General features: G+C 74.3%; 15 protein-coding genes. 4 read left to right on the top strand and 11 right to left on the bottom strand.

All coding sequences use genetic code 11. The features are described 5' to 3' along the window. Window positions 1-6 precede the first annotated feature (6 nt). Window positions 7-1,431 (top strand): acyl-CoA carboxylase subunit beta, encoded by a 1,425-nt coding sequence (locus KBX37_RS12705; RefSeq protein WP_210776106.1) that lies wholly within the window; start codon window positions 7-9, stop codon window positions 1,429-1,431. A gap of 56 nt (window positions 1,432-1,487) precedes the next feature. Here the strand turns inward: KBX37_RS12705 and KBX37_RS12700 are convergent, their stop codons facing one another. The 6 genes from KBX37_RS12700 to KBX37_RS12675 all read right to left on the bottom strand — a co-directional run bounded on the left by KBX37_RS12700 (window position 1,488) and on the right by KBX37_RS12675 (window position 6,939). After that, entirely contained in the window at window positions 1,488-1,709 is a 222-nt protein-coding gene (locus KBX37_RS12700) for a hypothetical protein (protein WP_210776105.1), read from the bottom strand. A 71-nt stretch (window positions 1,710-1,780) separates the two neighbouring features. After that, complete coding sequence (locus tag KBX37_RS12695; protein ID WP_210776104.1) at window positions 1,781-2,392, bottom strand: LUD domain-containing protein; 612 nt, start codon at window positions 2,390-2,392, stop codon at window positions 1,781-1,783. Beyond that, window positions 2,392-3,834 carry a LutB/LldF family L-lactate oxidation iron-sulfur protein gene (locus KBX37_RS12690; protein ID WP_210776103.1) on the bottom strand — a complete coding sequence of 481 codons (1,443 nt, stop codon included), beginning with the start codon at window positions 3,832-3,834 and terminating at the stop codon, window positions 2,392-2,394. The genes KBX37_RS12695 and KBX37_RS12690 overlap by 1 nt, the downstream gene beginning before the upstream one ends. Beyond that, entirely contained in the window at window positions 3,831-4,535 is a 705-nt protein-coding gene (locus KBX37_RS12685; protein WP_179801234.1) for a (Fe-S)-binding protein, read from the bottom strand. The genes KBX37_RS12690 and KBX37_RS12685 overlap by 4 nt, the downstream gene beginning before the upstream one ends. A 32-nt stretch (window positions 4,536-4,567) precedes the next feature. Continuing rightward, entirely contained in the window at window positions 4,568-5,167 is a 600-nt protein-coding gene (locus KBX37_RS12680; protein WP_210776102.1) for a DivIVA domain-containing protein, read from the bottom strand. A 59-nt stretch (window positions 5,168-5,226) separates the two neighbouring features. After that, the gene (locus KBX37_RS12675; protein WP_210776101.1) at window positions 5,227-6,939 is read right to left on the bottom strand and encodes an L-lactate permease; all 1,713 of its coding nucleotides are present in this window, start codon (window positions 6,937-6,939) and stop codon (window positions 5,227-5,229) included. A gap of 193 nt (window positions 6,940-7,132) precedes the next feature. Here KBX37_RS12675 and KBX37_RS12670 point away from each other — a divergent pair, with 193 nt between their 5' ends. Both KBX37_RS12670 and KBX37_RS12665 read left to right on the top strand, forming a co-directional pair. Next, window positions 7,133-7,867 carry a FadR/GntR family transcriptional regulator gene (locus tag KBX37_RS12670; RefSeq protein ID WP_210776100.1) on the top strand — a complete coding sequence of 245 codons (735 nt, stop codon included), beginning with the start codon at window positions 7,133-7,135 and terminating at the stop codon, window positions 7,865-7,867. A 254-nt stretch (window positions 7,868-8,121) separates the two neighbouring features. Beyond that, window positions 8,122-8,832 carry a bifunctional 2-polyprenyl-6-hydroxyphenol methylase/3-demethylubiquinol 3-O-methyltransferase UbiG gene (locus tag KBX37_RS12665; protein WP_210776099.1) on the top strand — a complete coding sequence of 237 codons (711 nt, stop codon included), beginning with the start codon at window positions 8,122-8,124 and terminating at the stop codon, window positions 8,830-8,832. 135 nt (window positions 8,833-8,967) lie between these two features. Here the strand turns inward: KBX37_RS12665 and KBX37_RS12660 are convergent, their stop codons facing one another. From KBX37_RS12660 to KBX37_RS12645, 4 genes are all read right to left on the bottom strand, one after another. Next, window positions 8,968-11,247 carry a hypothetical protein gene (locus tag KBX37_RS12660; RefSeq protein WP_210776098.1) on the bottom strand — a complete coding sequence of 760 codons (2,280 nt, stop codon included), beginning with the start codon at window positions 11,245-11,247 and terminating at the stop codon, window positions 8,968-8,970. Next, window positions 11,244-12,302 (bottom strand): glycosyltransferase family 2 protein, encoded by a 1,059-nt coding sequence (locus tag KBX37_RS12655; RefSeq protein WP_307849048.1) that lies wholly within the window; start codon window positions 12,300-12,302, stop codon window positions 11,244-11,246. The genes KBX37_RS12660 and KBX37_RS12655 overlap by 4 nt, the downstream gene beginning before the upstream one ends. A gap of 90 nt (window positions 12,303-12,392) precedes the next feature. Beyond that, window positions 12,393-14,120: a glycoside hydrolase family 3 protein gene (locus tag KBX37_RS12650; RefSeq protein WP_210776097.1), complete on the bottom strand. Its 1,728-nt coding sequence runs from the start codon at window positions 14,118-14,120 to the stop codon at window positions 12,393-12,395. A gap of 97 nt (window positions 14,121-14,217) precedes the next feature. Beyond that, window positions 14,218-14,709 carry a DUF3145 domain-containing protein gene (locus KBX37_RS12645; protein ID WP_210776096.1) on the bottom strand — a complete coding sequence of 164 codons (492 nt, stop codon included), beginning with the start codon at window positions 14,707-14,709 and terminating at the stop codon, window positions 14,218-14,220. Between the two features lie 318 nt (window positions 14,710-15,027). On the opposite strand from KBX37_RS12645, the gene KBX37_RS12640 reads away from it, so the two are divergent. After that, entirely contained in the window at window positions 15,028-15,357 is a 330-nt protein-coding gene (locus tag KBX37_RS12640; RefSeq protein ID WP_088960914.1) for a hypothetical protein, read from the top strand. A gap of 126 nt (window positions 15,358-15,483) precedes the next feature. Here the strand turns inward: KBX37_RS12640 and KBX37_RS12635 are convergent, their stop codons facing one another. Next, complete coding sequence (locus KBX37_RS12635; RefSeq protein ID WP_210776095.1) at window positions 15,484-16,098, bottom strand: carbonic anhydrase; 615 nt, start codon at window positions 16,096-16,098, stop codon at window positions 15,484-15,486. Between the last annotated feature and the right edge of the window lie 86 nt (window positions 16,099-16,184).

Raw genomic sequence — 16,184 nt, 5'->3', positions numbered from 1 at the left:
GCTCCCGTGACCACCACCGCCGTTGGTGCGGACACATCCACCGTGGACTACCGGGATCCGGAGCTGCGCCTCCGGGCCCTGTTCGACGCCGGTTCGCTGCGCCTGCTGGCACCCCGGGACACCTCCGGCGTCCTCTGGGCGCGGGGTGAGATCGACGGCACGCCGGCGATCGCGTACGCCACGGACGCCACGAAGATGGGCGGCGCGATGGGCACCGAGGGGTGCCGGCACATCGTCGACGCGATCGACACCGCTGTCCGGGAGCGGGTGCCGGTGCTCGGCCTCTGGCACTCCGGCGGCGCCCGGCTGGCCGAGGGCGTGGTCGCGCTCGACGCCGTCGGGCAGGTCTTCGCCGCCATGGTGCGCGCCTCCGGCCGGGTGCCGCAGATCTCGGTGGTGCTCGGTCCGGCGGCCGGTGGCGCGGCGTACGGGCCGGCGCTGACCGACATCGTGGTGATGAGCGGCGCCGGGAGGATCTTCGTCACCGGGCCCGAGGTGGTTCGCAGCGTCACCGGCGAGCAGGTCGACATGGAGCGGCTCGGCGGCCCCGAGCCGCACGGCCGGCGCTCCGGCGTGGTGCACGTGACCTGCGCCGACGACGAGGCGGCGATGGTCGAGTCGCGCAAGCTCGCCGCGCTGCTCGGCCACCAGGGCCGGCTCTCCCCCGACGACGTGGCGACCGGCGTCGAGGACGGGCACGACCTGCTGGCGAAGATGCCGGCCGAGACCAACCGGGCGTACGACGTCAAGCCGGTGGTCAAGGCGCTGCTGGACGCCCCCGGCGTGGAGCTGCACGCCAAGTGGGCGCCGAACGTGGTCACCACGCTCGGCCGGTTCGCCGGCCGGACGGTCGGCGTGATCGCCAACAACCCGCTGCGGCTGGGTGGCTGCCTCGACGCGTCCAGCGCCGAGAAGGCGGCCCGCTTCGTGCGGATGTGCGACTCGCTCGGGGTGCCGCTGATCGTGCTGGTCGACGTGCCCGGCTACCTGCCCGGCCTGGGCCAGGAGTGGGACGGCGTGGTCCGGCGCGGGGCGAAGCTGCTGCACGCCTTCGCCGAGGCGGTGGTACCGCGGGTGACGCTGGTGACCCGCAAGGCGTACGGCGGGGCGTACATCGCGATGAACTCCCGCTCGCTCGGCGCGACCGCGGTCTTCGCCTGGCCGAACGCGGAGGTCGCGGTGATGGGCGCCAGCGCGGCGGTCAACATCCTGCACCGCAAGAAGCTCGCCGCCGCCCCGGCGGAGGAGCGCGAGACGCTGCGCGCGCAGCTGATCGAGGAGCAGACCCGGGTCGCCGGCGGGGTGAACCGGGCGCTGGAGATCGGCGTGGTGGACGACGTGATCAAGCCGGAGGTGACCCGGCGCCGGATCGCCGAGGCGCTCGCCGGGGCGCCCGCCGCACGGGGCGCGCACGGCAACATCCCGCTGTAGCACCGGTCGTACCGGTCAGGGCCCGCGCCTTTCCGGGCGCGGGCCCTGACCGCGTCTCAGCCCCGGTTGCGCGGGTGCTGCCGGGCGGCCCGCTCGTTGCCCCGGCCGTAGTTGCCGGTCCACCGGGCCATCACCAGCTGCGGACCCTCGCGCACCTCGGCGAGGAACCGCGCGGCCCGCTCGCCGCGCAGCGTGCCGACCGGCCGGCCGTGGTGGCTGATCACCACCGATCCGTCCGCCCGCTGAACGTGGTCGAATCCCCGCGCCGGCTGTCCCATCACCGGGCAGGCTGCCCGGGCCGGGCCGGCCGCCGGACAGGCCGTCCAGAAGCTCGGCCACCGGCGAGCCCTCAACTCACCAGCACGACCTCCAGCCGGCGGGGACCGTGGACGCCCTCTACGCGGTTCAGCTCGATGTCGCTGGTCGCCGATGGGCCGGAGACCCAGGTGAGCGGGCGGCGCGGGTCGAGCTGCGCCACTGCTTCGGGCAGCCCGGTCACGAGCTGGTCGACCCGCACCACGCACACGTGATGGTCGGGGACCAGGGTGAGCGCCCGCCGTCCCTGCGTCGGTCCGGCGTCCAGCACGATGGTGCCGGTCGTCGCCACCGCGACGGCGCATCCGGTGAGCACCGACGCCGTCGCGTCGAGTTCGGCGACGGTCAGCGGCGCGAGGTCCCCGTCGCGGCGGACCGGCCCCCGGTAGCCGGCCAGCCACTCGGCCGGCAGGTCCGGTGGCACCACGAGGCTCGGGCTGCCGGCGAGCACGGTGGCGAGCGTCGCCGCCAGGTCGCCGTCGCAGCGGTGCACCGTGGCCCGGTAGTCCACCAGCCGGTCGGCGAACAGATTTACCGGGTCCGCGCACTGCACCGTGCGCAGGTAGCTGCGGGGTACCGGCACGGCGGGCACGGGATCGCCCAGCGCGACGCGGATCCGGTCCAGGATCTCGGTACGAGCATTCATCAGGACTCTCCTCGGTTGCGGGCCCACCATTCACGGAAGGATTCCCGTGCGGGCAGCGGGGCGTCGCGGGTCGCCGTCCATGCCGACATCGGCCACGGCAGCCGGCGTACCGGGCGCCCGCGCAGGACCCCGGCCAGCGGGGCGGTCGCTGCCCGGGCGGCCCGCAGGGCGCGGGCGTAGCGGCGCCGGTCGCGCATCAGCCAGGCCGTGGCGCGCATTGCGGTGCGCTCCGGCGACGGGCGGCCGCGCTGGTCGTCGACCGCGGCCTGGCGCAGGTGCACGAGCACCTCAGGGATGTTGATCCGCACCGGGCAGACGTCGTAGCAGGCGCCGCAGAGGGTGGAGGCGAACGGCAGGCTGCGGTTGGCCGCCACCCCGGTCAGCTGCGGCGAGAGGATCGCGCCGATCGGCCCCGGATAGACCGACCCGTAGGCGTGCCCGCCCACCCGTTCGTAGACGGGGCACACGTTGAGGCAGGCCGAGCATCGGATGCAGTGCAGCGCCTGCCGACCGACCGGGTCGGCGAGCGTGGCGGTACGCCCGTTGTCGACCAGCACCACGTGCACCGTCTGCGGCCCGTCTCCGGGGGTGACCCCGGTCCACATCGAGGTGTACGGGTTCATCCGCTCCCCGGTCGAGGAACGGGGCAGCAGTTGCAGGAAGACCTCGAGGTCGGCGAAGGTCGGCACCAGCTTCTCGATGCCCACCACCGAGATCAGTGTCTCGGGCAGCGTCAGGCACATCCGTCCGTTGCCCTCGGACTCCAGCACCACCAGCGTGCCGGTGTCGGCGACGGCGAAGTTCGCACCGGAGATGGCGACCTTCGCGGCGAGAAACTTGGCCCGCAGGTGCCGGCGGGCCGCCTCGGCCAGGGCGACGGGCTCGTCGCCCAGTGCCGGGTCGGCGCCGGGCATCCGCTCCCGGAAGATGTCGCGGATCTCCCGCCGGTTGTAGTGGATCGCGGGCACCAGGATGTGCGACGGGGTGTCGTCGGCCAGTTGCACGATCAGCTCGGCCAGGTCCGTCTCCACCGCGGCGATCCCGGCAGCGGCCAAGGCCTCGTTCAGGCCGATCTCCTGCGTCGCCATTGACTTGACCTTGACGACCTCCTCGGCGCCCGCCTCGCGTACCAGCCGGGTCACGACCGCGCACGCCTCGGTCGCGTCGCGGGCCCAGTGGACCTGTGCGCCGGCCGCGGTCGCGGCGGCCTCGAACCGGGTCAGCAGCTCGGGCAGGCGGGCGAGCACATCAGTTTTGATCGCGCTGCCGGCGGCGCGCAGCTCCTCCCAGTCGGGCACCTCGTCGACCACCCGGCTGCGCTTGTCCCGGATCGTGTGGGTGGCCCGTTGCAGGTTGAGTCGTAGCTGCGCGCGGGGCAGTTCACGCTCGGCGGCCGCCGGGAACGGCAGCTCGCCGACCAGGGGGTTGGCTCCCGGCTTCACGCGTCACCTCCAGCCAGGATCTCGGCGTAGTGCAGCGCCCGAATCCCGGTGTTCTGGCGGGACAGCCCCCCGCCGATGTGGGCCAGGCATGAGTTGTCGGCGGCAAGCACGTACTCGGCGCCGGTGGAGCGGATCGCCCCGCACTTGTCGGCCAGCATCGCCCCGGAGACCCCGGGGTTCTTCAGCGCGAACGTGCCACCGAAGCCGCAGCACTCCTCGGCATCGGGCAGCTCGGTCAGTTCCAGATCCCGCACCGCGCGCAGCAGCCGCATCGGTCGGTCGCCCAGCCGCAGCATGCGCAGCCCGTGACAGGTCGGGTGGTAGGTGACCCGGTGCGGGAACCGGGCCCCCACGTCCACCACGCCGAGCACGTCGACCAGCAGCTCGGACAGCTCGTAGGTGCGGGCGGCCACCGGGGCCGAGTCGGGCACCAGCCGGGGGTAGGAGTCGCGGACCATGGCCACGCACGAACCGCTCGGCGCCACCACCGCGTCGTAGTCGCGGAACGTCTCCACGAACCGGTGGATGAGCGGCAGCGCCTCGTCCCGGTAGCCCGAGTTGGCATGCATCTGCCCGCAACAGGTCTGGGCCGCCGGGAACTCGACCCGGTGCCCGAGACGTTCCAGGACCCGGACCACGGCGCGGCCGGTGCCGGGGTGGAGCAGGTCGTTGACGCAGGTGATGAAGAGTCCGATCCGCATGGCGCTCCCGGTGGCCGTGTCTGGGTGTTCGGTCAGGGCAGCCATGGCCCCGCCGCAGGGCTCGCCGGCTGCCCGGGCGCTCGTCCGGGCCGGTCGCCCGGAGCCGGGTCACCGTGCCCGGAGCCGGCGGCGCCACGCCGTCCGCCGGTGTGCGCAGTGTCGGCGGGCGGCACGTTCGCCAGCCGGGCGGCCTCGAACGCGAAGGCTTCGGTGACCGCCCGCAGGTGCGCCTCGACCGCCTCGCCGAACGCCCTGCTCCACTCCGCCAGCCGTACGGGTTCGCCGGGATCGGCGAACGGCGGCGCGCCGGCCGCCGCGGCCAGATCCCAGGACGCCTGCTGGGCCATGACGCGAGCCTGCCATGCCTGCGGTGGCGGGGCCTCGACCGGGGCGCGCGGTTCGGGTGGGTCCAGCCGCTCGCCCTGCCGGCGGTACCAGTAGCGCAACCGGTGCAACTCCGCCCGCAACGCCGCCCGTTCGGTCTCCGCCTCGGCGAGGGCGGCCGCCACCAGGTGCAGGAACGCATCGACGTCCGCCGCCCGGTACCCGAGACCGAGGCGGGGGAACTCGACCGACCGCACCACTTCGGCGGTGATCTCGCCCCAGGTGCCCGGTCCGCTCCTGCTCGGCACGATGTGCTCCCTTCCCGGTGGGCGCCGGGCGTGCCGGCGCCCACCGACTTCCTCCAGGTTCAGGACAGCGTCCAGGCCAGGACGTTGGACTGCAGGTAGACCAGCAGGCACAGCCCGAGGAGCATGAGCAGGCTCCAGCGGAACACCTTCCGGAACAACAGGTGCTCCTTGCCGACGAGGCCCACCGCGGTCGCCGCGATGGTGAGGTTCTGCGGGCTGATCATCTTGCCGACCACTCCGCCGGAGGTATTGGCGGCGACCATCAGCGTCGGATCGAGACCGATCTTGGTGGCCGCCGCCTGCTGCATTGTGGCGAAGAGGGCGTTGGCCGAGGTGTCGGATCCCGTCACGGCGGTGCCGAGCCAGCCGAGGATCGGCGCCAGGAAAGCGAACGCCGCGCCCGTGCCGGCGATCCAGGCCCCTACGGTGAGGGTCTGGCCGGACAGGTTCATCACGTACGCCAGCGCGAGCACCGAGGCGACGGTGAGGAAGGCCCAGCGCAGCTTCACCGCCACGGCGACCAGTTCGCGCGCCGCCACGGCCGGGCTGATCCGGTAGATGAGCGCGACGAGAATGCCCGCAACCAGCAGCATGGTGCCCGGTGAGGAGAGCCACGGGAACGTGTAGACGGTGGCGGTGGAGACCTTGCCGGTCACCGTGAGCACGTGACCGTGCAGGCCTGGCCACTCAATCTTGGTGTCCTGGCCGGCCAGGAACAGCTTGGCCGGCTCCCACAGCTTGGCCACCGAGAAGACGGCGATGATGATGAGGTATGGCACCAGCGCCATGGCCACGCGTCCGACGGTGATGTCTTCCCGCGTCGCCTCGACGTCCGTCCTCGGGTCCAGCGTACCGACGCGGCCACCCGGGCCGGAGCCGCGGACGGGACCGGCCGATCCGCCGGCGGTCGAGGTCTCGTCGCCCTCGGTGCCCAGCTTCGCGAACGCCTCGGCGCCCCCGGACGGCTGCCAGACCCGCAGGAACAACACAACGGCGGTGAGGGCCACCAGCGAGGCGATGATGTCGGTCAGCTCCACCGAGATGAAGTTGGCGCTGGCGAACTGCGCTGCGGCGAAGGCGCCGCCGGCGACCAGGGCGACCGGCCAGGTCTGGCGTACGCCGCGCCGGCCGTCGACCAGGAACACCAGCAGCAGGGGAACGAAGAGCGCCAGCACGGGGGTCTGCCGGCCGACGTAGGCGCCGATCTCCTCGTACGGGATCTTGGTGAGGGTGCCGGCGGTGATGATCGGGATGGCGATGGCGCCGAACGCCACGGGCGCCGTGTTCGCGACCAGCACCGTGGTCGCCGCGCGCAGCGGACCGAAACCGAGCGCCATCAGCATGACGCCGGTGATGGCCACCGGGGCGCCGAAGCCGGCCAGCGCCTCGAGGAGGCCGCCGAAGCAGAACGCGATGATGATCGCCTGGACCCGCGGGTCGTCGCTGATGAGCTGGAACGCCTTGCGCAGGTCCTCGAATCGGCCACTGGCCACGGTGAGCTGATAGACCCAGATCGCCGCGAAGACGATCCACATGATCGGGAAGAGGCCGAAGACGGCGCCCTGGGAGGCGGACAGCAGTGCCAGACCGACCGGCATGTCGCAGCCGGCGACCGCGACGGCGATCGCGACCGCGACGGACGCCAGGGCGGCCCAGTGCGCCTTGGTGCGCAGCACGCCCAGCATGAAAAAGATCGTCAGGAGCGGAAGCAGTGCGGCGAGCGCCGACAGCGGCAGGCTCTCCGCCAGGGGGGCAAGAACGGGCTGGTACACGAGCTCTCCTGGGGGACGGGGTCGTGTGGGAAGTCACCCACGCGCCGACGGGCCCGTTTGGCGAGGTGGGTGGAATGCTGGTTGGTCCGGTGAAGCTTTGGTCTGACCAAGTACTCGCTGGCCAGACGGTAATGTAGGAGGGCCCAGCTGTCCAGAGGCACGCCATCCCCTTTTCGCCGTCATGGAGGACCCGATGACCGACGCTGCCGAGTGGCAGCCGCTCTCCCGATCACGCACCTACGAGCTGGTCCTCGACCAGATCGAGGAGCAGATCCTGGCCGGTCGGCTGCGCCCCGGGGACCGCCTGCCCCCGGAGCGGGAGCTCGCCGGAATGCTCGGGGTCAGCCGCGCCGCGATCCGGGAGGCATTGCGGGTCCTGGAGGCCCAGGGCGTGCTCCGGCGGCCGCAGGTGGGCACCGGGCCGGAGTCGGGCAACCTCATCGCCGGCATGCCGAGCACCGGCCTGAGCCGGCTGTTGCGGGTGCACGTCGCGCTCTCGAACTTTCCGCTCGACGACGTAGTGGAGGCCCGGGTCACCATGGAGCGGGCCAGCGCCCGGCTCGCGGCAGGACACGCCACGCCGGAGCAGCTGGCCCGGATGCGGGAGCTGCTCGACCGGATGGACGACCCGGAGCTGAGCCGCGAGGAGTTCAATGACCTCGACACCGACTTCCACGTGACCGTCGCCGAGGCCGCCGGCAACCGCCTGATCGCCGACATGACCATCGCCGTGCGCAACGCGCTCCGGCACGACCTGCTGCGCACCTTCGACAAGATCGCCGACTGGGAGCAGGCCGCCACCCGGCTGCGCCGCGACCACCAGGGCATCTACGCGGCCATCGCAGACGGCGACGGCGAGCTCGCCGCGACTCGCGTCGAGCGGCACATTCGCGACTTCTACCGCAAGGTGTCAGCGCTCCTCGCGTGAGGCCCCGTCGCCGCGGTGGCCCGCCGACCGGCGCGGGTCCTGACCGTGCTGCCGGCATTCCCGGCGCAAGGGCTCACCACCACCCCGGACGCTCACTAAGACCTCGCTCGCGCGGCTGGTGGCAGTGAAGCGTCTGCCCGGCACCGCACCTGTGGGTCAGGCCGGGACCGTCTCACCGCAAGGTGAAACTGCCGCTCGTGAGCTCACTAGAGTGCACTGAGGGGCAACGGCCGCCGAACCGCGAGGAGCACGCCGTGGAAGCGACGGAGATCCGCAAGCTCGCCGCGCTCGAGGACACCCACTGGTGGTACCGCGAGCGGCGTGCCCTGCTGGCCCGGTCGCTGCGCCGGCTGGCCGCCGCCGGGGCACGTCCCGGGCGGGCGCTGGACGTCGGCGCGGCCGGCGGCGGCAACACCCGGGTGCTGCGGGCGCACGGGTGGCGCCCGGTGGCCCTGGAGTACAGCGCCGACGGCGCCGGGGTGGCCCGGGAACGCGGGCTCGACGTGATCCGGGCCGACGCCCGGCACCTGCCCGTCGGTTCGGCGAGCCTCGGCCTGGTGGTCGCCTTCGACATCCTCGAACACTTCGACGAGGACCACCTGGCCGCCGCCGAGATCCGCCGTACGCTACGCCCCGGCGGGACGACCCTGATCGCGGTGCCCTGCGACATGGCGCTCTGGTCGGCCCACGACGAGGCGGTCGGGCACGTCCGCCGCTACGACCGGGAGTCGCTGCGGGCGGTGGTGGAGAAGGCCGGCCTGGTGGTCGACGAGCTGTGGAGCTGGAACGTGCTGCTCCGCCCGGTCGCCGCCTGGCGGCGCCGCACCTCCACCGGCAGCGACCTGGGCGACCTGCACCCGCTGGTCAACCTGGGACTGCGCACCGTCGTCACCGCCGAGCGGTACCTGCCGGTGCGGTCGCTGCCCGGGGTCTCGCTGATGCTGCGCGCCCACCGCCCGGCCTGAACCGCCGGCACCCGCGGGAGCGTCCCGTCGACGAGGAGTTCACCGCGTTGCTCCCGGCGTACCAGCTGGCCAAGTCGAGCACCAACCTGCCGAAGTGAGCGCCGGACGCCCGGCCCGCCGGTGGCGGGCCGGGCGTCAACGCAGGCGGTAGACGGCCATCCGGGCGTTCTCGTGGCGCAGGTCGGCCAGCCCGGCCAGGTCCGCGGACTCCGGGCCGACCGTGCGGTCGACCACCAGCCAGCGCACGCCGTACCGGTCGCGCAGCTCGGCCAGGCCGGCGGCGGTGGGCGCGGTGAACGCGGCGTCGTTGGCGCGCAGCCGCTCGGCGTCCCAGAACGGGGCGTACGGGCCTTCGGGCCGGCCCACCATCCGGGGCGCGAACGCCCAGCCCTCCACCAGCACCGGCCGCTCGGCGTAGCCGCTGAGCCAGAACGAGCGGGCGTCGCACCAGCCGCTCACCACCACCCGGCAGTGCACGTTGGTCGCCAGCACGTCCTCCGGCGCGCTGTGCGCGCGCACCCAGCGGGCCGCCTGCACCCGGGAGGCCGGCATCCGCTCCACCGCGTACGCCCCGCCGTTGGTGAAGTACCGCGCCGCCGCCGCGTCGAGCACCAGGCCCGGCGCGCCGGCCACCAGCACGGCGGTGAGCAGCACCAGCGGACCCCGGCCGGCCAGCCCGGGCCACCGGTCGACCAGCCCCGGCCAGAGCAGGGCCACCAGGACGACCGCCACCAGCAGGGCCGCCGCCCAGCAGAGCAGCGGCAGCACCGCGGCGTACGGCCGGTCGGGCGGCACGATCGCCGGGAAGCGCAGCTGGTACGCGGTCAGCGCCAGCGCCAGGCTCGCCGCGCCCGCGCCGAGCAGCACCCGTCCCCGGGTCGTGAGCGCGGCCCGGTCCAGCAGCTCGACGAAGCCCCAGCCGGACAGCAGCACCCCGAAGGTGAAGCCGGTCCGGGTGAAGTACTGGTTGCTGCTGCCCGGGTGGGCGAGCAGCAGGTAGACCGCCGGACCGGCCAGCGCCCCGCCGAGCAGGAAGACCTGCGCCGGCTCCAGCCGCCACCGCCGCAGCCCCAGCAGCGCCACCACGCCGGCGAGGCGGAGCTGGAGGTTGAGCAGGAAGGCGACCAGGACCCCGGCCCAGAGCAGCGCCGTCACCGGGCCGGAGTGCCCCGCGCCGACGTACGGGCGCAGCCCGGAGAAGGGCTCCACGGTCACGCCGTGGCTCTCGAAGGCGAAGAGGACGGCGGTGGCGAACACCTGCGCCGCCAGGGCCAGCGCCGCCGCGACGAGCACCGGCCGGGACGGCCGCCGCCGGGTCACCAGCAGCACCGCGACGGTGAACGCCAGCGCGGCCAGCACCACCGGCACCGAGCTGGCCTTGGCCCCGGTGGAGGCGGCGAGCAGCAGGACCGCCAGCACCCAGGCGCCCCGGCCCACCGGCGGGACGGTGCTGCCCCGGGCCCGGCCGACGATCTCGGCCAGCACGGCGATCAGCGGCAGCAGCAGCACCCAGCTGTACGTCATCGACGGGCTGCCCCAGACGATGAAGGTGACCTGGCTGCCGAAGAGCTGCCGCAGCCCGTTCTCGAAGCCGAACTCCCCGACGGTGAACATCAGCCCGGCGGCGACCACCCCGGCGTACGGCCGGCCGGTGACCCGCCAGCCGACCACCGCGACCAGCACGGCGGCGAGCGCGCAGAGCGCCGGCACGGCGAGCCGGAAGAAGACGGTGGGCAGGTCGACGCCGCTGACCAGGCTGGCCGCCGCGAGGTGGGCGAAGCCGAACCAGTGGTAGTGCAGCGGCTCGCCGGCCACCTGGGGGACCTCCGGGGGCACCTGGTGGGTGGCCGCGCCGGCCAGCGAGAGCTGGAACGCCAGGTCGATGTACTGGGCCTGCCCCTCGTCGGTGGGCAGCACCGGGTTGACCCGCAGGAACGACTCGCTGAGGTAGAGGGTGGACCCGGCGACCACCCCGGCGAGCGACCAGGCCCAGCCGGTCGGCACCGAGGTCGTCCCGCCGGCCCGCCAGTGCCGGCGCAGCCGGGGCACGGCGGCGTACGGCAGCAGCACCGCCACCGGCCAGAGCCGCAGCCAGCCCGGCAGGCCGGCGGCGGTGCAGGCGGCCCAGGCGGCCAGCTCCAGCACCAGCCCGAGGGCGGCGCCCATCGCCACGTCCTCGACCAGGGTGTGCGGCCGGCGGCGCAGCGCGCGCCAGAGCAGCGTGCCGGGCAGCGCCACGGCGAGCGCGGCGTAGAGCGTGTAGCGGATCAGGTCCGCCGCGGGGGTGCCGGCGGCGAGCAGGGTGACCGCGACGAAGGCGTACCCGGACAGGGCCGGCGCGAAGCGGGCCGGGGCCGGCCGGCGGCGCGGCGCGGCGGCGGCGCGGGCGGCGTCGCCGGTGGCGAGGGCGGTCACCGCAGGCTGTCGGCCAGCTCGCCCGCACCGGCCGGGCCGGCGGCGGCCACTCCGCCCGCGGGGCTGTCGGCGCTGCCGGGGCTGTCGGCGCTGTCGGCGCTGTCGGCGCTGTCGGCGCTGTCGGCGCTGTCGGCGGCGACGAAGTACGCCGGCCGGCCCTGCACGGCGGTGTAGATCCGGGCCACGTACTCGCCGAGCAGGCCGAGGCAGAGCAGTTGCACGGCGCCGAGGAAGAGCACCGCCACGTAGAGCGAGGGCCAGCCGGAGACGGTGGACCCGGCCAGCCAGGCCAGGACGGCCACCACCACCAGCACCCCGCAGACCGCCACCCCGGCCAGCCCGAGCCAGGTGGCGAAGCGCAGCGGCGCGGCGGAGAAGCTGGTGACACTCTCGGCGGCCAGCCCGGCCATCCGGGACAGCGGGTACTTCGTCCGCCCGGCGGCCCGCTCGTCGCGCTGGTAGCTGACCTCGCCGCTGGGGAAGCCGAGCCAGGGCACCACCAGCCGCAGCACCGGGCTGCGCTCGGGCAGCTCCCGCAGCGCCTCGACGGCGGCGCGGCTGAGCAGCCGGAAGTCACCGGCCTGGGCGGGCACCTGCTTGCCGACCAGGCGGCGCATCAGCCGGTAGTAGCCGGCCGCGGTCCACCGTTTGAACGCGCTGTCGGTGCGGCGGTCGGCCCGGACGCCGTAGACGATGTCGAGGTCGTCGGCGCGAGCGAGGCGGAGCATCTCGACGATCGTCTCCGGCGGGTCCTGGAGGTCGGCGTCGATGCTGACCACGTACCGGCCACGGGCCCGGAGCACCCCGGCGACCAGGGCCGCCTGGTGGCCGCTGTTGCGGCGCAGCCGCAGCACCCGCAGCTGGGGCCAGCCGGCGCGCAGCGCGGCCAGCCCGGCCCCGGTGCCGTCGGTGCTGCCGTCGTCGACGGCCACCACCTCGTACGCCTCGCCGAGGCCGTCGAGGACCGCGCGCAGCCGCCGGGCGAGCAGCGGCAGGACGCTCTCCTCGTCGAACATCGGCACCACCACCGAGAGGGCCGGCTCCGGTCGCGTCACGGCGCTCGCCCCCTCCCGCGCGGCTTTCCCTGGTGGACCACCGCACGCTATCAGCCGGACGGGGACCGTCCGGGCCGGTCGCGGGGGACCTCAGGCCGCGCAGGTGGTGGCCGGCAGCCCCGGCACCCCCACCGGCGACCGGCCACCCGGCCGCTGCCGGCCGGCGAGCACGTCGGCGAGGGCGGTCATCGAGGTACGGCTGGAGGAGTAGGTGGCCAGCAGGGTCGGCGACTTCGCCTTCTCCAGCACGTACGGGGTGTCCATGGCCACCGTCACCGCCGCGTCGGCGCTCAGGTCGTCCGCGCCGTCGCCGTAGCCGACCAGGTGCACCTTGGTGCCGCCGCTCGGCGCCACCGGCACCCCGGCCGCGGTGAGCGCCTCGGTCAGCGCGGCCCGGGTGTGGTCCCGGCCGGCGGAGGAGGTGACGGTCACCGGGCCGCGGACCGGGGCGCCGCAGGCGCCGCGCAGCACGGTCACCGCCGCCGCCGCGAGGTCCTTGGCCGCCTTGCGGTGCTCGGCGCTGTTCAGCGTGGACATCGCCGGGGCGGGCCGGTCGGCGAGCTGGAACTTCATGGTCAGCACCCGGGTGGCCGCCTCGACCAGCCGGGGCCGGGGCAACGATCCGTCGCGCAGCGCGGCCAGCAGCCCGTCGTACGCCTGGCCGACGTGCGGCGTCATCAGGATCAGGTCGTTGCCGGCCAGCAGCGCCCGGACCGCGGCCTCGCCCGGCGCCCAGCGCTTGGCCGGCGCCATGTTCATCCCGTCGGTGATCACCACGCCCCGAAAGCCGAGCTGCCCGCGCAGCACGTCGGTGAGGAGCTTGCGGGAGAAGGTGGCCGGGGTGCCCGGGTCGACCGCCTTGACGTCGAGGTGAGCCGACATCACCGCCATCGCCCCGGCGTCGATGCCGGCGGTGAACGGCGGGAACGCGGTGGCGTCGAGTTCCTTGCGCGGCTGGCCGATCACCGGCAGGTCCTTGTGCGAGTCGGCGGCGCTGAGCCCGTGACCCGGGAAGTGCTTGACGCTGGCCGCGACGCCGGCGCTCTGCAGGCCCTTCACCGCGCCGGCGACCTGGGCGGACGCCCGCTTCGGGTCGGCGCCGAAGGAGCGGGAGCCGATCACCGTGCTGCGGGTGGCCAGCACGTCGGCGACCGGGGCGAAGTCCAGGTTGATCCCCATCGCGGCCAGCTCGGTGCCGGCGGCCCGCCAGGCGGCCTCGGTCAGCGCCGGGTCGTCGGCCGCCCCGGCGGCCAGCGCGCTGGGCAGCGTGGTCACCCCGTCGGTGATCCGGGTCACCACGCCGTACTCCTGGTCGGTGCCGATCAGGAAGGGCGCCGCCCCGGTGGGGAGCTTCGCCGCGGCGGCGCGCAGCCCGGTGGTGAGGTCGCGCACCTGGGCCGGGTTGTCGACGTTGGTGGTGGCCTGGTTGCCGGAGGTCGGGTCGTCGGCGCTGAAGCCGACCAGGATCAGGCCGCCGAGGCGGTACTTCGCGACCATCTGCGCGGGGGTGTCGACCCCGGCGAGAGCGCGGTTGCCGGCGGCCGAGGCGGCGGTGACCTCGGTGGCGGAGCTGCCGTACGCGTAGGGCATCAGCACCTGGCCGACCAGGTCCTCGTCGGTGAGCGTGCCCACCAGCGCGGCGGCCCGGGCGGCCGGGTCGGCCGCCGGGGTGCCGGCCGGGCCGGGCGTGGCCGAGGCCGACGGGCTCGGCGCCGGGCGCGGTCGTTCCGGCTCCGCCGAGCACCCGGAGACGAGCAGCGCGGTCAGGGCGGCGAGGGCGACGCCGGCACGTCGCGGTGAGGTCGGCACGCGGCCCATCAAACCCGCTGCCGACTCGTGGCGGCAACCGGAGCCGGGCGGCCGGCCGGTGGGGTGTGCCGGTCCCCCACCGGGTGTCCAGGTGCGCGGCCCGGGCTCAGCCGACCCGGGTGAGCAGCGTCACCGGGGCGCCGTCCCCGGCGTACCGGTAAGGCTCCAGCTCGGCGTCCCAGGCGGTGCCGAGCGCCTTGTCCAGGGCGTGCGCCAGCGCCTCCGGGGCGCGGACGGTGGCCATGATGCTGCGCAGCCGGTCCTCGCCGAGCTGGACGTCGCCGGCCGCGCCGACGGTGGCGCGGAACAGGCCACGGCCGGGGACGTACATGAAGCGCTCACCGTCGGCGCCCGGGCTGGGCTCCTCGGTGACCTCGAAACGGATCATGGGCCACTGCCGGAGGGCAGCAGCCAGTTCGGCGCCCGTCCCCGGGCGACCGGTCCACCCGCACTCGGCCCGGCGGGCGCCGGGATCGACGGGCTGGCCCGTCCACTGCAGGTTGACCGGCGCGGCGAGGACGCGCGCGATCGCCCACTCGACGTGCGAGCACACGGCGAGCGGGGTCGAGTGGACGTATACGACGCCACGCGTTGGCACGGTGACCTCCCGGAGACCGAGGTGCGTCTTCCCCTACGACCTCGACAACCCGAGTGGTTCCTGCAACACATGATGACTCTGTGACGGATGGTGCGCCAGCGAATCGGAAAATTCGCCGGGGGGAAATACCCGGACCGGTGACCCGGTTGTGCTCTCCGGACAGGCACGGTGGCCGACCAGGCATCGTGTTCGTGTACAGTTCTGTGGGCGGTTCTGCGCCGTCGTACCTCTTCGCGGGCCGAGGCTCATCCGGGCGTCTCCCGCATTCAGCCCCCGGACGTTTTCCGTCCTCCCGTACGTCTTGCAAGGAGTACCTCCGTGGCGAGCAACACCTCTAAGACCGCGCGCGCGTCAGTCCGGGCCGGCCAGGCTGGCCAGGGTGGCGCCCTCAGCGTGCTGGGCGAGTTCAAGTACCTCATCCCGCTCAACGGCGGCAAGCACGCCTACGTGCGGAACCTGACCAACGGCAAGACCGCGCACCTGCGCACCGACTCGGACGCCTTCGTCGAGGAGATCCGGGTGCTGGCCGCCGCCGGCCACGCCGCCAAGATCCGCGCCGAGATCAACAACCTCGCCGCCACCCACCCGGGCGACGGCTGGGACAAGACCGAGAAGCGCCTCGTCGAGGCCGGCGTCTTCGAGGGCTGAGCCCTCCCCCCAAGCACCACCTGGAACCGCCCGTCGGGTCACCCCGGCGGGCGGTTCCGTCTTTCCCGGATACGCCTCCGGCGGCATCGCCGCCGCCCCCGGCCCCGGTTCGGACCGGCGGGCCGGTCAGTTGTCGAGGAGGGTGACCTCGCCGGTGGCCAGGTCGTAGACCGCGCCGACCACGTCCACCCGACCCTCGGCGACCGGCCCGGTGAGCAGGTCGTCGGCGCGCAGCGTGGCGACCGTGCGCAGCACGTGCCGCCGTACCGCCATCGGGTGCGCGCGCGGGTCGTCCGCCCCCACCTCGGTCACCGCCGGGGCGATCTGGTCCACCAGGTACGCCAGGGAGCCGCCCGGCCGCTCCCCGGTGCGCAGGGTGTCCACCGCCGAGGCGACCGCCCCGCACCGCTCGTGGCCGAGCACCATCACCAGCGGCACCCCGAGCTGGCTCACCACGTACTCGATGGAGCCGCAGACCGCCCGGTCCAGCACGTGCGCGCCGGTGCGGATCACGCAGATCGACCCGAAGGTCTGGTCGAAGATCGCCTCCAGCGGCACCCGCGAGTCGATGCAGCCGAGCAGCACCGCGTACGGCTGCTGGTCGCCGGAGGCGACGGCTGCGGCGGCGGTGACGTCGTGGCCGTGCACCGGCTGCCCGCTGACGAAGCGGCGGTTGCCGGTCAGCAGCTCGGCCAGCGCGGCCCGGGGCGTCCGCGCCGCTCCCGCGCTCGAACCGGTCATGTCCCCAGCCTGGTCACGGATCCGGCCTCGCGGGGCGGGTTGCGAATCTTCTCACCACCACGGTTCGCGTGGTGTCATGACGGGTA

This window comes from Micromonospora sp. U56, assembly GCF_018070095.1.
GTDB classification, from domain to species: domain Bacteria; phylum Actinomycetota; class Actinomycetes; order Mycobacteriales; family Micromonosporaceae; genus Micromonospora; species Micromonospora purpureochromogenes.
Note: the sequence above shows the minus strand (reverse complement) of the source record. Positions and strands in the feature narration are given on the sequence as shown.

Excerpts from the sequence above, each read along its gene's own strand:
- KBX37_RS12670 (WP_210776100.1), top strand. The coding sequence starts at position 7,133 with ATGACCGACGCTGCCGAGTGGCAGCCGCTCTCCCGATCACGCACCTAC.
- KBX37_RS12695 (WP_210776104.1), bottom strand. The coding sequence starts at position 2,392 with ATGAATGCTCGTACCGAGATCCTGGACCGGATCCGCGTCGCGCTGGGC.
- KBX37_RS12700 (WP_210776105.1), bottom strand. The coding sequence starts at position 1,709 with ATGGGACAGCCGGCGCGGGGATTCGACCACGTTCAGCGGGCGGACGGA.
- KBX37_RS12685 (WP_179801234.1), bottom strand. The coding sequence starts at position 4,535 with ATGCGGATCGGACTCTTCATCACCTGCGTCAACGACCTGCTCCACCCC.
- KBX37_RS12635 (WP_210776095.1), bottom strand. The coding sequence starts at position 16,098 with ATGACCGGTTCGAGCGCGGGAGCGGCGCGGACGCCCCGGGCCGCGCTG.
- KBX37_RS12650 (WP_210776097.1), bottom strand. The coding sequence starts at position 14,120 with ATGGGCCGCGTGCCGACCTCACCGCGACGTGCCGGCGTCGCCCTCGCC.